This is a genomic window from Paraburkholderia sediminicola, from assembly GCF_046026675.1.
In the GTDB taxonomy this organism is placed as follows: domain Bacteria; phylum Pseudomonadota; class Gammaproteobacteria; order Burkholderiales; family Burkholderiaceae; genus Paraburkholderia; species Paraburkholderia sediminicola_F.
The window spans coordinates 3,440,910-3,455,911 of sequence record NZ_JAQQEY010000001.1 but is presented as its reverse complement, the minus strand read 5'-3'; the positions used below and the strand labels follow the sequence as shown (position 1 = coordinate 3,455,911).

The 15,002-nt window shown below is 63.4% G+C and carries 12 protein-coding genes; 3 read left to right on the top strand and 9 right to left on the bottom strand.

All coding sequences use genetic code 11. The features are described from left to right. Positions 1-24: 24 nt before the first annotated feature. The 7 genes from xdhB to PQQ86_RS14895 form a co-directional block, all read right to left on the bottom strand. Positions 25-2,478 carry a xanthine dehydrogenase molybdopterin binding subunit gene (xdhB, locus tag PQQ86_RS14925; RefSeq protein WP_408268064.1) on the bottom strand — a complete coding sequence of 818 codons (2,454 nt, stop codon included), beginning with the start codon at positions 2,476-2,478 and terminating at the stop codon, positions 25-27. Beyond that, positions 2,478-4,025, bottom strand: a complete 1,548-nt coding sequence (gene xdhA, locus PQQ86_RS14920; protein ID WP_408268060.1) for a xanthine dehydrogenase small subunit — start codon at positions 4,023-4,025, stop codon at positions 2,478-2,480. The genes xdhB and xdhA overlap by 1 nt, the downstream gene beginning before the upstream one ends. A gap of 345 nt (positions 4,026-4,370) precedes the next feature. Continuing rightward, complete coding sequence (locus PQQ86_RS14915) at positions 4,371-4,880, bottom strand: disulfide bond formation protein B (RefSeq protein ID WP_408268057.1); 510 nt, start codon at positions 4,878-4,880, stop codon at positions 4,371-4,373. Positions 4,881-5,015: 135 nt separating this feature from the next. Further along, positions 5,016-6,392, bottom strand: coding sequence for an amidase (locus PQQ86_RS14910; RefSeq protein ID WP_408268054.1), 1,377 nt, complete (start codon positions 6,390-6,392; stop codon positions 5,016-5,018). A 97-nt stretch (positions 6,393-6,489) separates the two neighbouring features. Further along, the gene (locus tag PQQ86_RS14905) at positions 6,490-7,170 is read right to left on the bottom strand and encodes a GntR family transcriptional regulator (protein ID WP_408268051.1); all 681 of its coding nucleotides are present in this window, start codon (positions 7,168-7,170) and stop codon (positions 6,490-6,492) included. A gap of 143 nt (positions 7,171-7,313) precedes the next feature. Continuing rightward, complete coding sequence (locus tag PQQ86_RS14900; protein ID WP_408268048.1) at positions 7,314-8,666, bottom strand: MFS transporter; 1,353 nt, start codon at positions 8,664-8,666, stop codon at positions 7,314-7,316. Positions 8,667-8,673: 7 nt separating this feature from the next. Beyond that, positions 8,674-9,360, bottom strand: a complete 687-nt coding sequence (locus tag PQQ86_RS14895; RefSeq protein ID WP_408268045.1) for a DUF2848 domain-containing protein — start codon at positions 9,358-9,360, stop codon at positions 8,674-8,676. A 209-nt stretch (positions 9,361-9,569) separates the two neighbouring features. Here PQQ86_RS14895 and PQQ86_RS14890 point away from each other — a divergent pair, with 209 nt between their 5' ends. Further along, positions 9,570-11,327, top strand: coding sequence for a cation:proton antiporter (locus PQQ86_RS14890; protein ID WP_408268043.1), 1,758 nt, complete (start codon positions 9,570-9,572; stop codon positions 11,325-11,327). 69 nt (positions 11,328-11,396) lie between these two features. On the opposite strand, the gene PQQ86_RS14885 is transcribed toward PQQ86_RS14890, so the two are convergent. Then, the gene (locus PQQ86_RS14885; protein WP_408268040.1) at positions 11,397-11,645 is read right to left on the bottom strand and encodes a hypothetical protein; all 249 of its coding nucleotides are present in this window, start codon (positions 11,643-11,645) and stop codon (positions 11,397-11,399) included. Positions 11,646-11,649: 4 nt separating this feature from the next. Between PQQ86_RS14885 and PQQ86_RS14880 the strand changes: the two genes are divergently transcribed. Both PQQ86_RS14880 and PQQ86_RS14875 read left to right on the top strand, forming a co-directional pair. After that, entirely contained in the window at positions 11,650-12,966 is a 1,317-nt protein-coding gene (locus tag PQQ86_RS14880; RefSeq protein WP_408268039.1) for a gamma-glutamyl-gamma-aminobutyrate hydrolase family protein, read from the top strand. Positions 12,967-13,443: 477 nt separating this feature from the next. After that, the gene (locus PQQ86_RS14875; protein WP_408268036.1) at positions 13,444-14,160 is read left to right on the top strand and encodes a DUF2968 domain-containing protein; all 717 of its coding nucleotides are present in this window, start codon (positions 13,444-13,446) and stop codon (positions 14,158-14,160) included. Between the two features lie 216 nt (positions 14,161-14,376). Here the strand turns inward: PQQ86_RS14875 and PQQ86_RS14870 are convergent, their stop codons facing one another. Further along, a complete protein-coding gene (locus PQQ86_RS14870; protein WP_408268033.1) occupies positions 14,377-14,901 on the bottom strand; it encodes a GNAT family N-acetyltransferase in 525 nt (174 codons plus the stop codon). Between the last annotated feature and the right edge of the window lie 101 nt (positions 14,902-15,002).

Below are 15,002 nucleotides of genomic sequence, written 5' to 3'. Positions count from 1 at the left end.
GTCGCTCACCGTTTCATCAAATTGCTAAACCGGCGTGGTGGCGGTTGAGGCTGCCGCTGCCGCTGCTTGTTCCGCCGGTTGTCCTGTCGCGGGTTCCGTTGTCGTTCCAGGCGATTGCAACGCGTCCAGCGCGTCGAGAATTGCTTCGGGCGTCGCGGGTGCGCGCAACGCGGGTGCATGTTCCGCACCCGGCACCGCGGCCGCAACCGCATCGCGGATCGCGAGAAATACCGAGAACGGCAACAGCAGCGGCGGCTCGCCTACTGCCTTCGAATGAAACACGGTCGGCTCGACGTTCTGATTCTGGTAAAGGCGCACATTGAAGGCCGCGGGCGTATCGCTGACGGCGGGAATTTTGTACGTCGACGGCGCGTGCGTCATCAGGCGGCCATCGCGGTTCCACCACAATTCTTCGGTGGTGAGCCAGCCCATGCCCTGAATGAAGCCGCCTTCCACCTGGCCGAGATCGATCGCCGGATTGATCGATTGGCCGGCGTCGTGCAACACATCCGCGCGCACCAGTTTCCATTCGCCGGTCAGCGTGTCGATCACCACTTCCGACACGGCCGCACCGTACGCAAAGTAATAAAACGGGTGACCGGTCAGCGTTTTCGCGTCCCAGTGCACTTTCGGCGTCGTATAGAACCCGTCCGACCACAACTGCACGCGCGCCAGATACGCTGCGGCGACCAGTTGCTCGAATGGCATCGCACCGCCGTTCACCGACACTTCACCGCTGGCGAATTCCACTGCATCGGCGCTGCCGCCCAGTTGCTTCGCCGCGAGTGTGGCGAGCCTGTCGCGAATGGTCCGCGCAGCGGCTTCGGCGGCTTTGCCGTTCAGGTCGCTGCCGGTGGAGGCGGCGGTCGCCGAGGTGTTGGCGATCTTCGACGTATCGGTCGCCGTCACGCGCACGCGCGAAAGCGGCAGGCCGAACTGGTTCGCGACGACTTGCGCGACCTTCGTATTCAACCCCTGGCCCATTTCGGTGCCGCCGTGATTGACGAGTACCGAACCGTCTTTGTACACGTGCACCAGCGCCCCGGCCTGATTCAGAAACGGCACGTTGAACGAGATGCCGAACTTCACTGGCGAGAACGCGAGGCCGCGTTTGAGCACCGGACTTTTTGCATTGAACGCCGCGATCGCTTCGCGGCGCGCGCGGTAGTCGCTGGTTGCAAGCAACTCATCCGTTAGCGGCGCGATGATGTTGTCGTCGACGCGTTGTCCATACGGCGTCGTGTCGCGTTCGCCGATGCCGTAGTAGTTGGCGAGCCGCACGTCGAGCGGATCGCAGTGCAATTGACGGGCGATGCTGTCGAGCATCACTTCCATCACCAGCGCGCCTTGCGGGCCGCCGAAGCCGCGGAATGCGGTGTTCGATTGCGTATTCGTCTTGCAGCACAGCGCGACGATGTCGACGTCGGACAGGTAGTACGCGTTGTCGAAGTGACAGACGGCACGGGTCGCGACCGCACCGGACAAGTCAGCGGAATAGCCGGCCCTCAAGGCGATTTCAACGCGCGCGCCGAGGATTCGGCCGCTATCGTCAAAGCCCGCTTCGTACTCGTAGACCGCGTCGTGCCGCTTGCCAGTGATCATGAAATCGTCGTCACGGTCGGCACGCAGTTTGACCGGGCGGCGGAGCAGCTTCGCCGCCAACGATGCCACGCACGCGAACACCGCCGATTGCGATTCCTTGCCGCCGAAGCCGCCGCCCATCCGCCGGCATTCGCACACGACGTTGTGCGCCGGCCAGCCGAGCATATGCGCGACGACCTGCTGCATTTCGCTCGGATGCTGCGTCGAGCTGTAGACGAGCATGCCATCCATTTCCTTTGGCACGGCGTACGCGATCTGGCCTTCGAGATAAAACTGTTCCTGACCGCCGACTTCGAACGTGCCGCGGATCTTATGCGGCGCGGCGGCGATTTTCGCATCGGGTTCGCCACGCCTCAGATGCAGAGGCGGCAGGACGAATTGCTTATTGGCTTTCGCTTCGGCTGGCGTTAGGATGACCTCGAGCGGTTCATATCGCACCACGTCGTCGCTTTTAGCCAGCGCTGCGGCGCGCCGTGCGAGTTCATGACTTTCGGCGATCACCGCAAACACCGGTTGGCCGAGATACAGCACTTCGTCTACAGCGAGAATTGGATCGTCGTGCAGCACCGGGCCACAGTTGTTCTCGCCGGGGATGTCTTCAGCGGTCAGCACCGCGATCACGCCAGGCGATTTTCTGACAGCGTCCAGATCGAGCGACACGATCCGCGCATGCGCATGCCGCGACAACCCAAGCGCCGCGTGCAGCGTGCCTTGCAATTCGGGGACGTCGTCGGTGTAGGTGGCTTCGCCGCTCACATGCAGCGCGGCCGATTCGTGCGGCAAGGAAATGCCGATCGCCGTCTCGCTCTCCTGAACGGCGGCGTGCTTGTCAGCCTGGTGCACAGCAGGTTCGACGAAAGCATCGGTCCGGTTCATCACGACGACTCCTTCGCAACGGCCGCGTCGGGCGCGCCGGCTTCGTACGCGAACGCATTCACGTCGAAGAGGGCGAGCGGCGCGTCATCGCGCGTTTCGAGGTGGAAGCGCCACAACAGATTGCGCGCCACCTTCAGTCGATAGGCGCTCGAGGCGCGCATGTCGGTGAGCGGCTGGTAATCGGCGACGAGTGCGTTCATCGCTTGCCGCGCGGTGCTTTCGTTCCATGGTGCGCCAATCAGCGCGGCCTCGGTTTGCGCGGCGCGTTTAGGCGTCGCGGCCATGCCGCCGAACGCGATACGGGCGTCCCTGATCGTGCCGTTTTCGCCGATGAGCAGCGCGAATGCGGCGCACACCGCGGAGATGTCCTGATCGTAACGCTTTGACACTTTGTACGTGCGGAAACGCAGATCGCGCGCTGGACGCGGCACACGCAGCGCGGCGACGAATTCGGCTGCCGCGAGCGCGGTTTTCTGATAGCCGAGGTAGAAGGCGTCGAGCTTCAGCGCGCGAGTTTTAGCACGGTGACGCAGCACGACTTCGGCGTCGAGCGCGAGCAGCGCGGGCATCGAGTCGCCGATTGGCGAGCCGTTCGCGACGTTGCCGCCGAGCGTGCCGGCATTGCGGATCGGCAGCGACGCAAAACGCGTCCACAGTTCGGCCAGTTCAGGGTAATCGACGGCGAGCGCCGCGTAGGCGTCTTCGAGCGTGACGGCGGCGCCGATCGTCAGCGTCTGCGCGTCACGCTCGATTGTTTTCAATTCGACGACGTTGCCGATGTACAGGATGTCGCCGAGATCGCGGAACTGCTTGGTGACCCAGAGGCCGACGTCGGTGCTGCCTGCCAGCAGGCGCGCTTGTGGGTGCTCGGCGCGCAGTTTGGCGAATGCGTCGAGCGAGACCGGTGCATGGAAGGTGGGTGAGCCGAACGCAGCGCCACGCGTATCGGGCGCGCTGTATTCGAAGGTGTCGCGGCGTTGGATCTCGCGCAGCTTGTCGGCGATCGTTTTGCGGTCCAGCGTCACGCGTGGGTATTGCGGATAGTCGAACATTTTCTGCGACGCATCGACAATCGGCCGGTAGCCGGTGCAGCGGCACAGATTGCCGGACAGCGCGGCGTTGATCTCATCGCGGGTGGGCAGGCCGGCGGCGGCCGGCTGGTTTTCGTACAGCGCCCACATCGACATCACGAAGCCGGGGGTGCAAAAACCGCACTGCGAGCCGTGGCAATCGACCATGGCCTGTTGGACGGGGTGCAGGGCGCCGTCGGCGGCGCGCAGGTCTTCGACGGTGAAAAGGGCTTTGCCGTCCAGCGTCGGCAGGAACTGAATACAGGCGTTGACCGCTTTCAGCGCGAGGCCGCCTTGTGCGTCCAGTTCGCCGATGACGACCGTACAGGCGCCGCAGTCGCCTTCCGCGCAGCCTTCCTTGGTGCCCGTGCAATGCAAATCCTCGCGCAGGTGCTGAAGCACGGTGCGCGTCGCCGGGACGCCCGCGACCTCACGGACGGACCCCTGGTGATAAAAGCGGATGGTTTGCGTTGTCATGGCGAATCCGAAAGACAGTGCGGACCGGGCGCGCGTTACGCATGGGGTCGCGCCAAAGCCGGCCTCGCGCACGTAGATCGCCATCCAGTTCCGAAGATAGCATTACCTTGTCCCGAAAAGATTTCCCAACCCGCATGAAGCTTATTCGGAAGCAGTCATGAGATAAGTACGATTCACGCCAGAGCGGGAAGTTGCGTGGGGCGGGATGAGCGGTGCAAAGCCTTGAGGGACGGGGCGCGGCGAGAAAAGGGGGCGGAGCGGACGTGAAAACGCCGGCCTTCAACCCGTCAGAGAAGACAGATCAAAGGCCGGCGCCGTTTCAGTCAGATCGACCGGCAGCGCCGATCAGGCGATCCGGCGGCGATTCTTAGCCAGGCTCAGCGCCAGCGGCACGAAAGCCACGACGAAAGCCACCAGCGACCAGGTGGGCAGCGACAGGCCCAGAATCGGCGGATAGGCCGTTTCGCAGAGGCCTGCCACCTTGAAGACGCCCGGCAGCCACTGCGCGGGCGGCAAGCTGTCGACCACCGGCTGCAGTGCGTCGAAGCCGCAGCTGAAGCCCGGATTGGCCTGCACATACACGTGCCGCGCGGCAGTCACGATGCCGCCCAGGGCCGACAGAGCCGCCAGCACTTCCAGCAGCCGCACGCCGCGCCAGCTGTTAAAGCGCGCGCCGAGGAATGCAAAAATCGCGATCAGCAGGAAGAAATAGCGCTGGATGATGCACAGCGGGCACGGGTCTTCGTGCAAGCCGTATTGCAGATACAACGCGCCGGCGACGAGGCCGACGCAGATCAGGCCAAGCAGAACCAGCAGGGAGCGCTCGCGGCGCAGCATCGCATTGTCGTTATTCATCGGTCGTGTGGCTGTCTGGAAACGGAAAGGGCAGGTGCCCGCGATTCTAGCGCGAACCCCCGCCCTGGCGCTTATCGCGCTTTTAAGTCGAAATCCCCGTTCGGTGTCTGCTCCGTGTCCCGTTCAGCGCCCCAATCAGCGAATGGCGTTGAGCACCGCCTGGGCGCCGCGGCCGATGGCCAGCAAGGCGTCGTCGGCGTGCGGTGCGCCTGCCAGCATCAGGCCGACGGGTGCGTCGCCGCGCAGATGACAAGGCAGCGACAGCGCGCAGGCGTCGAGGAAGTTGAATACGCTCGGGTTGCGCAGGATCAGCGCGTTGGTGCGGCCAAATGCGTCGTCGTCGATCAGGTCGGCCACGCGCGGCGGCACCACCGGCACGGTCGGCGCGACGACCGCATCGAAACGCTGCCACAGCGTGCGCGCGGCTTCGTCGAGCATGGCCTGGCGCTCGGCGAGCAGGTCCAGATAGTCGACGGCGCTGGCCGGCTGGCCTTTCAGGATGCGCACCAGCACGCGCGGATCATATTGATCGCGGTGCTTTTCCAGCAGCGGACGGTGCCATGCATACGCTTCGATCGGCGAAAAGCCGAAGCGGTTGATCTCGGGTAGACGGTCGAGCGGCGCGAAGCGCACTTCGGTGACGATCGCGCCGGCCGCTTCCAGATGCTTGAGGGCGGTATCGATCGCGGCGGCGACCGCCGGTTCGACGCCGTCGGTCACGAAATTGGTCAATACGCCAAGGCGCACGCCTTCGAGCGGCCGGGCCGCCGGAATGCGCGGCTCGAGCCCGGCCAGCATGCGGTCGACCAGCGCGCAGCACGCCACCGAAACGCCGATCGGCCCGAACGAATCCAGCGTGGACGAAAGCGGTATGCCGCCTTGCTTCGGAATGCGATCAGCGGTTGGCTTGAAGCCCGTCAGGCCGCACAGCGCAGCCGGGATGCGGATTGAACCGCCGGTGTCGGTGCCGAGCGCAACGGCCGCCATGCCGTCCGCGACCGACGCCGCCGCCCCCGACGACGAGCCGCCCGAAATCCGCTCGTCTCCCTTCACGCCGCGCTGATACGGCGACAGCGGATGTCCGTAGTGCGGGTTCAGGCCGAGTCCGGAAAACGCGAACTCGCTCATGTTGGTGCGCCCGACGATCACCGCGCCCGCCCGTTTCAGGCGCGCGACCGCCACCGCGTCCGCTTTGGCGGCGGGCGCGTCGGCCAGCACCACGGAACCGGCGCGGGTCGGCTGGCCTTCGATATCGAACAGATCTTTGACCGAGACCGGAATCCCGGCGAGCGGCGAAAGGACGGTGCCGGCGGCGCGCAGGCGGTCGTGCGCATCGGCGGCGACGCGGGCGCTGTCGGCGTCGACGTGCATGAAAGCGACCGCACCCTGGCCGGCCGGATCGGCGATCCGTTCGAGCGCGGTTTCAACAAGCGCGCGGCTCGTGGTGCGGCCGGCGGCGAGGTCAGCGGCAAGCTGGGCTAGCGGCGGGAAGGGCGTGAATTCGGTGGCCATGGTGTCGGGAAGTATCCGGTTAGATGCGCGGTTAGCTTGAGATCACTGTGTGGCGGGCTCCCGCTGACTGCGCAGCCGGGCCCGCGTTCGGGGTCAGTCAAATCCGGTTGAATAATGTCGCGCGGAACGCTTCGATATGCTTTTGGACCGATTGGCGGGCGCCTTCGGCATCGCGTTCGCGCAGCAGGCGAAACAGTTCCAGATGTTCTTCGTGGACGTCTTCGAGATGATGCGGCTCGGATAGCGAAATGAACCAGAAGCGCAGCGAGCGTTCGTGCAGACCACGCAGGATGTCGGCCAGCACGGGGTTGCGCGATGCCGCCGAAATTGCCAGATGAAACTCGCGGTCGATATCCATCATGCCCTCGATATCATGCGCGGCGACGCACACCGACGAGCGGTCCAACAAGGCCTGCATCGCGTCGAAATCGTGTTGCTGCGCGTGGCGCGCGGCCAGCTCGACGCAGTAGCTTTCGTTGACGAGCCGCACGTCGATGATCGCCAGCACGTCGTCGAGAGAAACCGGGCGGACCATGATGCCCTTTCTCGGCATGATGGTGAGCATGCCTTCGTGCACCAGCCGATGTAGTGCCTGATGCACCGGTGTTCTGCCGATGCCGGTCAGCACCATCAATTCCGCTTCGTTCAGCACCTCGCTCGGCCGTAAACGCATCGTGATGATCTCGCGCTTGACGAAGGCGTAGGCCTGCTCGGCGAGACTCGCCGAGGCGGTTTCGCGGGGGGCACTGGAACGGCGGACAGTCTGCAAAAGCGTCATGTGAAGAAGGTGCGGGCGGTGTCGTCCGCATTGTAGAGCAAGGTTTTGCGCGGACGGCGCCGGGTGGGCGGTTGCTCACCGGCGCCGCTTGCGCATGACGCGTGGTTCTCACACGTCACAGCAATCACGGAAATCTCTGCGTGTCAGGCGCTCCTCGGCGTTACCGCCGCGGCGTGCTGCACCTTGACGCGCGGCATCATCAACGTGACCAGCCCACCGACGATCAACGCCCCCGCGATCAGCACCAGCCCGAAGGTCACGCTATGCGTCGCATCCTTGACGATGCCGAGCACATACGGGCTCACATAGCCTGCCAGATTCGCAATCGAGTTGATCACGGCGATGCCGGCCACGGCTGCGGTGCCTTGCAGGAACGTGGTGGACATCGACCAGAAGATGCCGAAGCCCGCCAGAATGCCGATATAGGCGATCGACAAACCGGTGACGGCGAGCGGAATCGAATTGGTCACCGAGGCGCTGCCGAGCAGGCCCGCCGCGCCGATGAAGCAGCACACGGCATAGTGCCAGCGCCGTTCGCCCGTAATATCGGACGAGCGGCCGATCAGGATCATGCCGATACCCGCCGCAAGGTAGGGAATCGCGGTGACGAAGCCGTTCGTGACGAGGTTGGTCACGCCGAGGTCCTTGACGATCTGCGGCAGCCAGAACGAGAAGCCCGCATTGCCGGTGACGAGGCAGAAGTAGATCAGCGTCAGCAGCCAGAAGCGGCCCGAGCGCAACGCAACCGCCAGACTCTGCTCTGCGCCGGCTGCAGCCGCCGCAGTGTTTTCGCGCGAAAGGCGGGTGAGGATTACGCGCTTTTCGTCGTCGGTGAGCCAGGCGGCTTCGGCGGGTGTGTTGCGCAACACGGCGAGCGCCCAGAAGCCGGCGAGGATCGACGGAATGCCTTCGATCAGGAACATCCACTGCCAGCCGCGCAAGCCGTGCGCTTCATGCAGCGCCGACATCAGAAAGCCCGACAACGGCGCGCCGATGATTCCTGCCACCGGAATCGCCGCCATGAACACGGCGACCATCCTCGCGCGCCGGTCGGACGGAAACCAGAAGGTCAGATACAGCACCACGCCCGGCACCAGTCCGGCCTCGGCGACGCCGAGGAAAAAGCGCAACACGTAGAACATCGTCTCCGAGCGTACGAACATCATCAGACACGACAGCAGCCCCCACAGCATCGTGATGCGGGCGATGGTGGCGCGCGCGCCGAACTTCTTCAGCAGCAGATTGCTCGGCACTTCGAACACGAAATAGCCGAAGAAAAAGATCCCCGCGCCGAGTCCGTACGCCGCGTTCGACAGGCCGAGGTCGCCGGTGAACTGCAGCTTCGCATAGCCGATGTTGACGCGGTCCAGGTACGACAGCACGTAGACGAGAAACAGGAACGGCATGATGCGCCAGGTGATCTTGCGCAGGGCGGCGGCTTCGAGCCACGCGTCGGAAGACGCGTCGGCGTTGGCGGATAGCGAAGGGGGATTCATGGATGCCTCATTCGACGATAGGTAACGCGTGCACGCGGTAAGCGTGGCGCAGCGTGCGGTTCAGGATGGGATCGTGCAGTTCGAGTTCGAGCGCGTCGCCGTCGGCCATCCCGACGATGCCGCCTTGTACCGCCAGCGTGCCGCAGAACATCGCGGCGCCTTCCGCTACGGGCGCGCGTTCCAGCAGATCGGCGGCCGGCAGCAGCGACGCGACGCTGCCTTGCTGATAGATGCGCCGCTCGCCGTTCTTTGTCACGGCGAAGGCACGCAGTTCGAGTTGATCCCAGTGACCGGCGACATCGTCGAAACGCCATGCGTCGCGTGCGACCGGTTTCGGGCAAACCTGTTTGGAGACGGTGACGCCATAGGCCTCGACTTCGCGGTCGGTATGATCGGAGCCGACGGTGACGAGTAGCCCCGCCTTCGAGCGCACCAGTACGCACTCGGCTTCACCGCTTGACTTCACGCCGACCACGTCGACCTGTTCAGCCTGCGTCAGCAGTTCGGCGCCGAGGCGATAGAAGCAGGGCGTGGTCGACGGCCGCTTCACGCCGAGTTCCGCCAGTTCGGCGATGTGATGCTCGATCGCCGCCTGATCGCGCCCGGCCCAGCCGGCGATCGTCAGACGATTCACTTCGACGATATCGGCGCGACTGTCGCCGGAACGATCTACAACATTGAAGGACACCTGCATCACTCGACTCCCAAGAAAATATGCGTCAAATATTATTGTGATATTTCACAGGTGTCCAGCGTGTCAAAAAAGTTTCGTGTCAACGGCCCTGCCGTGAGGTTAGCGATCCGGCTAATCCCACGCCCTTTCGACGTTTGCGCGATTTGGTGCGTCGCACGAGTACGTTACACTGCGTTTTTGAGACATTACTTTTTGTAAGGGACGCATCCATGCATCACGGTATCGGCTTTATTCAGGATCTGGCGGTCGTGATGGCGCTCGCCGGCGTCGTCACCGTGCTGTTCCATCGCCTGAAACAGCCGGTGGTGCTGGGCTACATCGCCGCGGGCGTGATCATCGGGCCGTACACGCCGCCGTTCCAGCTGATTCACGACGAGCAGACCATCCAGACGTTGGGTGAACTCGGCGTGGTGTTCCTGATGTTTTCGCTCGGCCTCGAATTCAGCCTGCGCAAGCTGTTCAAGGTCGGCGCGACGGCGATCGTCGCGGCGCTCTCCGAAATCGTGCTGATGCTATGGATCGGCTACGAGATCGGCAGCGCGTTCGGCTGGAGCTCGATGGACTCGCTGTTCCTCGGCGCGATTCTCGCGATCTCGTCGACGACCATCATCGTCAAGGCGCTCTCCGAATTGGGCTTGAAGCGCGAGAGCTTCGCGCAACTGGTGTTCGGAATTCTGATCGTCGAGGATATTCTCGCCATCGCGATGCTGGTGCTGCTCTCCGGCATCGCGCAGACGGGGCAGTTGAGCGCGGGTGTCGCCGTCGTTACGCTCGGCAAGCTGCTGCTCTTCATGACGGTGTCGTTAGTGGTGGGCATTCTGGTCGTGCCGCGCGCGTTGAACTACGTGGCGCGCGCCAGGAGCGACGAGATGCTGCTGGTGTCGGTGCTCGGCTTCTGCTTCGGCTTCTGTCTGCTGGTGGTGAAGCTCGATTACAGCATTGCGCTCGGCGCGTTCCTGATAGGCGCGATCATGGCCGAGTCGCGCCATCTGCATCGGATCGAGCACCTGATCGCGCCGCTGCGCGACGCCTTTTCTGCGATTTTCTTCGTGACGATCGGCCTGATGCTGAACCCGGCTGTGCTGGTCGACTATGCCTGGCCGATCGCGGTGATTACGGTGGCGGTGATCGTCGGCAAGATCGTGTCGTGCGGGCTCGGCACTTTTCTCGCGGGCAAGGATGGACGCACGGCGATGCGGGTCGGCATGACCGTTTCGCAGATCGGCGAGTTCTCGTTCATCATCGCGTCGCTCGGTCTGACCTTGAAGGTGACGAGCGCGTTTCTGTATCCGATCGCGGTGGCGGTCTCCGCTTTGACCACGCTTTTCACGCCTTACCTGATTCGTGCCGCCGATCCGCTGACGCAGCGTCTCGGGCAGGCGATGCCACGCACGCTCGCCAACGTGTTCGGCATGTACGGGCAGTGGCTGCGTAGTTTGAACACTGGAACCGGCGAGCCGACGCTGTTCAGCATGACGCGGCGGATCATTTTGCAGATCGCCGTCAATCTCGCGCTGGTCGCGGCGATCTTCCTGATCGTGTCGTACAGCGCGCCTTACACCAGCACCCTGCTCGGACACTGGATGAGCTCCGAGCCGATGCAGCGCGTCGTGCTTTGGAGCATCGCGCTGGTGCTGTCGATGCCGTTCCTGGTCGCGGTCTATCGTAAGACCAAGTCGCTCGCGCTGCTACTCGCCGAGGTGAGCGTGCAGCCGGCGACAGCGGGGCGCTTCACCAGTGCGATCCGTTACGCGATCTCCGACCTGGTGCCGGTGGTCTCGATGGTCGGCGTGTTTTTGCTGGTCGCGGCGCTCTCCAGCAGCATTTTGCCGCCGACGGGCCTCCTGACCGTGGTGCTGGTGTGCGCTGCCCTACTGCTGGCGCTGGTGTGGCGCTGGTGCGTGAAAATCCACGCGACGATGCAGATCGCCCTGCGCGAAACGTTCGAAGAACAGCCGGATCCGTAAGTCAGACGACCCGCGTCTGGAGCCGCAACAATGTGAGCAATTGTGTGCGGGTTTGCCGGGCTTGCCGCGCTAGCGGATAATCAGGGCATATTCATTCGTTCGCGTGGAAGGCGCCTGTCTGACTGTCATGAGCGAAAACAAACCTGAAAACGCCGGTAAGCCCGGCAGCCCAACGTCGCCTTCGGCGACGCCAGCGTCCTCATCTTCGTCAACACCGTCCGGCGCAGCCCCAGGCGCGTCGAAACCCGAGGTTTTGCCGCCCGAGCCGGCAGCCACGTTGCCGCTTTCCCACGAAGATTCCATCCAGTCGTCGATCAAGGACGTGGTTACGCCGTCGGCTGCATCGCCGGCTGCCGAGGAGGCCGCGGCGAGGTCGTCGACTGACGACCCTAATAGCGCATCCACTGTCACCCCCACCGATCCGCAAACGGCGCGGCAACGCGACGCAGCTGAAGCACGCAGTTCAGCGGCGGCGTCGACCGCACAGCAGGAGGCCGAGGTTCACGAGCGCGCCGCACGCAAGGCGGGACAGGCTTACAAGAGTCCAGCCACACGTCCCAGCACGCTCGGAAGCAGTGAACCGCTCGCCGGCGAATTGAGCGCTCCGGCCGACGAAGCAGCCCTCACCGGAAACGAGGAACAAGCGCAAGAAGCGGCCGCTGCCGCCCACCGGGCCGGTTCGCCGCCGCCGGGTTTCGGCGCCGCGCCTGACTTCACTGCAACGAACCCGCCGCCGCCGAATGCGTTGCCGCCGTCGCCGCCGCGCTATCTGAAGCAAAGCGATTCGGCGTGGACGGTGTTCGGCCGCATCATCGCGGCGCGGGCGCGTCAGTTGTTCGATCGCGCTGGCCAACGGATCACGCAGCGCACGCTGCGCATCGGCGTGTCGGCACGCATCTTTCACCCGGAGCCGGGCGCGAAGGGCTTGCGGGGCAAGACGCTGCAATACCTCGAGGAATCGATTGCGCACTGGGTGATGTCGCGCGACGTGCTGGTGTTCATGATTCCGACGGTCGGCCATCAGGGCATGCTGCACCCGAGCAATATCCGTTTGCGCGACTATGCGAAGCATCTCGACGGTCTGCTGCTGCAAGGCGGCGCGGACGTCTCGCCGCAATCGTACGCGGAACAGGCAACGAGTCCCGAGTGGCCGGGCGACCGCGTGCGCGACATGTACGAACTTGAATTGCTGCATGAGTTCATCGAGTCGGGCAAGCCGGTGCTTGGCGTGTGCCGCGGTTGCCAGTTGATCAATGTGGCGTTCGGCGGCACCTTGTATCAGGACATCGCCACCGACGTGCCGACCGCCGGCGCGCACGTCAACGAGAACTACGATCAGCATCGGCACAGCATTCATTTTCCGGACGGCTCGACGCTGGCCAATATGTTTCCGGGCCGGCGCGAGGCGATCGTCAACTCGATTCACCATCAGGCGGTCAAGACCATCGGCCGCGATCTGAATATCGAGGCGGTGTCGGCGTCGGACGGCATCATCGAGGCCGTGCGCTATCGGCGTGCGCCGTTTGTGATGGGCGTGCAGTGGCACCCGGAGTTTCATCGCGCGGGCGGTCCGGAGCTACTCGATTGCACGCCGCTGCTCGATACCTTCCTGCGGGTGGCGCGCGAAACGCGGTTTTAAGGGCACGCCTTCAGGGCGTGCTTTCGAGTTTCGAGTCCGGTCTTTCAAGCACGATTGTCACGAGCTGCCGCCATGTTTGGCAGCGGCGCTTCGTGCGGTTGTTTTCCCACTGCGGCTTCATGTTCATGTTCGCTCCGCTGTCAGGGCCTTAATTGGGTTATGCGGGTTATACGCTTGTTATCGGCGGCGTGTTTTCAAGCTACCTATCTCCATATTTCCGCTCTGCTTGACGTTGGATTCGTGCGAACGCCATGCAGATTGGGAAACGTCCGCATGAGTCATGCGTGAGTCAAATTGTTGCGTTTTCATGTTATCCGAAACCTTTTATTTCGCGACGGATACGTCCATCTGGCTAAATCATTCGTTATCGATTTATCTCGATTTAAAGTCCGTCAGCGAGACAGTTGAATGCTTCGCTTGACGGCTAATCCGCGCGATAATCCAAGGCTGTTTTGGATTTGCATGGAGTATGCACGTATGAAGTACCCCTTAATTGTACGGCGCACCATGTTGCTCGCGGCCTCGTGTGCGCTGTTGCAGCATGGTGGTTTCGTACTGGCAGCGCAAAGCGACGAAACCGCGCCGCTGGTCGGCACGCGGCCGTCCATCAACACGCTCACGCCCCAACCGGTCGCTGCTGCGCTGCGTAGCGCGGCATCCGCCACGCCGGCTACCGCCAGCGATGCGCAAGGCAACGTCGCAGAACTGATGCAGATGATTCACGATGCGAAGCTGAGCGAACTGCGCACCACATATAACGGCAGCTACGGCGCGAGTCTGTTTTTCTATCCGCAGGAAATGACGTACTACGTCGCGCTTTTTCAGGACAAGCATTTCTGGCGCGTAATCAAGTCGGAGGACGTAGGCCGCGCCGAAGCGGTCTATGCAGGTTTCGTCCAGAAGACGGCGCAACTCGCGGACGTCGAGATTCGCCGTACGCAGCTGCAGGCGCAGAAGGCGTATATCGAAGACATCATCGCGTTATCGGAAGATCGCGCGAAGCGCTTGCAGGCCGATCTCGACGTTGCGCGTGCGCAGCAGGCCAAGGTCAACGACTACCAGCGGCAGGCGCAAGGCGAGGCGGCGGCGCTGCGCGGGGAAAAGGAAAAGGCACAGGCGCAGTTGCGTCAGGTGCAGGGCGAAGTGATGCAGTTGCAGCGGCAGACCGAGTTCGGATTGCCAACGCAGAAGTAGGTGTATGAGTGTAAAAAAGCCCGGGCGTGAATGGCCGGGCTCAGACTGCTGATCAACCCCACGTTTTTCGGAGCGTGGGGTTTTGTTTTTTGCGACTCGATTTTTCGGTGTTTCGATGGCCGCGCAATATTGCGCAGATATGTGCCGGCTGACAGGGTCATCGACGCATATTCGTCGGTGCCGCTTTGGACGACGATCAAACCAGGCGCACGTACCTCACCGATCCAGCCGGTACACGTAGCGCAACGCAGTAATATCCACGCCGCCCATATGATCCGGTTCGGCGCCGACGAACTGCCAGCCTTGCCGTTCATAAAAACCGATCGCCGGTGTGTTGCCTTCGAGCACGTAGAGATACAACTGCGTCTCGCCTTGCGCGCGCGCCCAGTCTTCGGCGGCACGCATCAACAGCTTGCCGGCGCCAATGCCCTGGTGTGCTGGCAGCGCATGCAGGTTGTCGAGCAGGACACCCCATGCGGATTCCGGCTGCCGTTCGACGCAGACAAAACCGATCGGCTCGTCCGCGAGCTCGGCGATCAGGACGATACGGCGCTCGCCGCCCGGTGCGCGCAGGCGCGCTTCCCAATAGGCGGCACGCTCCCGCGTTACCTCGCCGTCGAGGAACGCATCAGGCAGCAGGCCGCGATAGGTAGCCTGCCAGCTGGCGCTATGGATCGAAGCGATCAGCGCCGCATCCGCGAGGGTCGCAGGGCGCAGTGAGAGTGCGTGGGAGGTTTGCATCGGGATGGTGGTCAACGGGAATGGCCTGTCTGCGAAAAGTCTACCGCAAGGGTGAGCGGGTGTTGTCTGTAATGAAGCTGTATGGAATACGCGACAGCGCC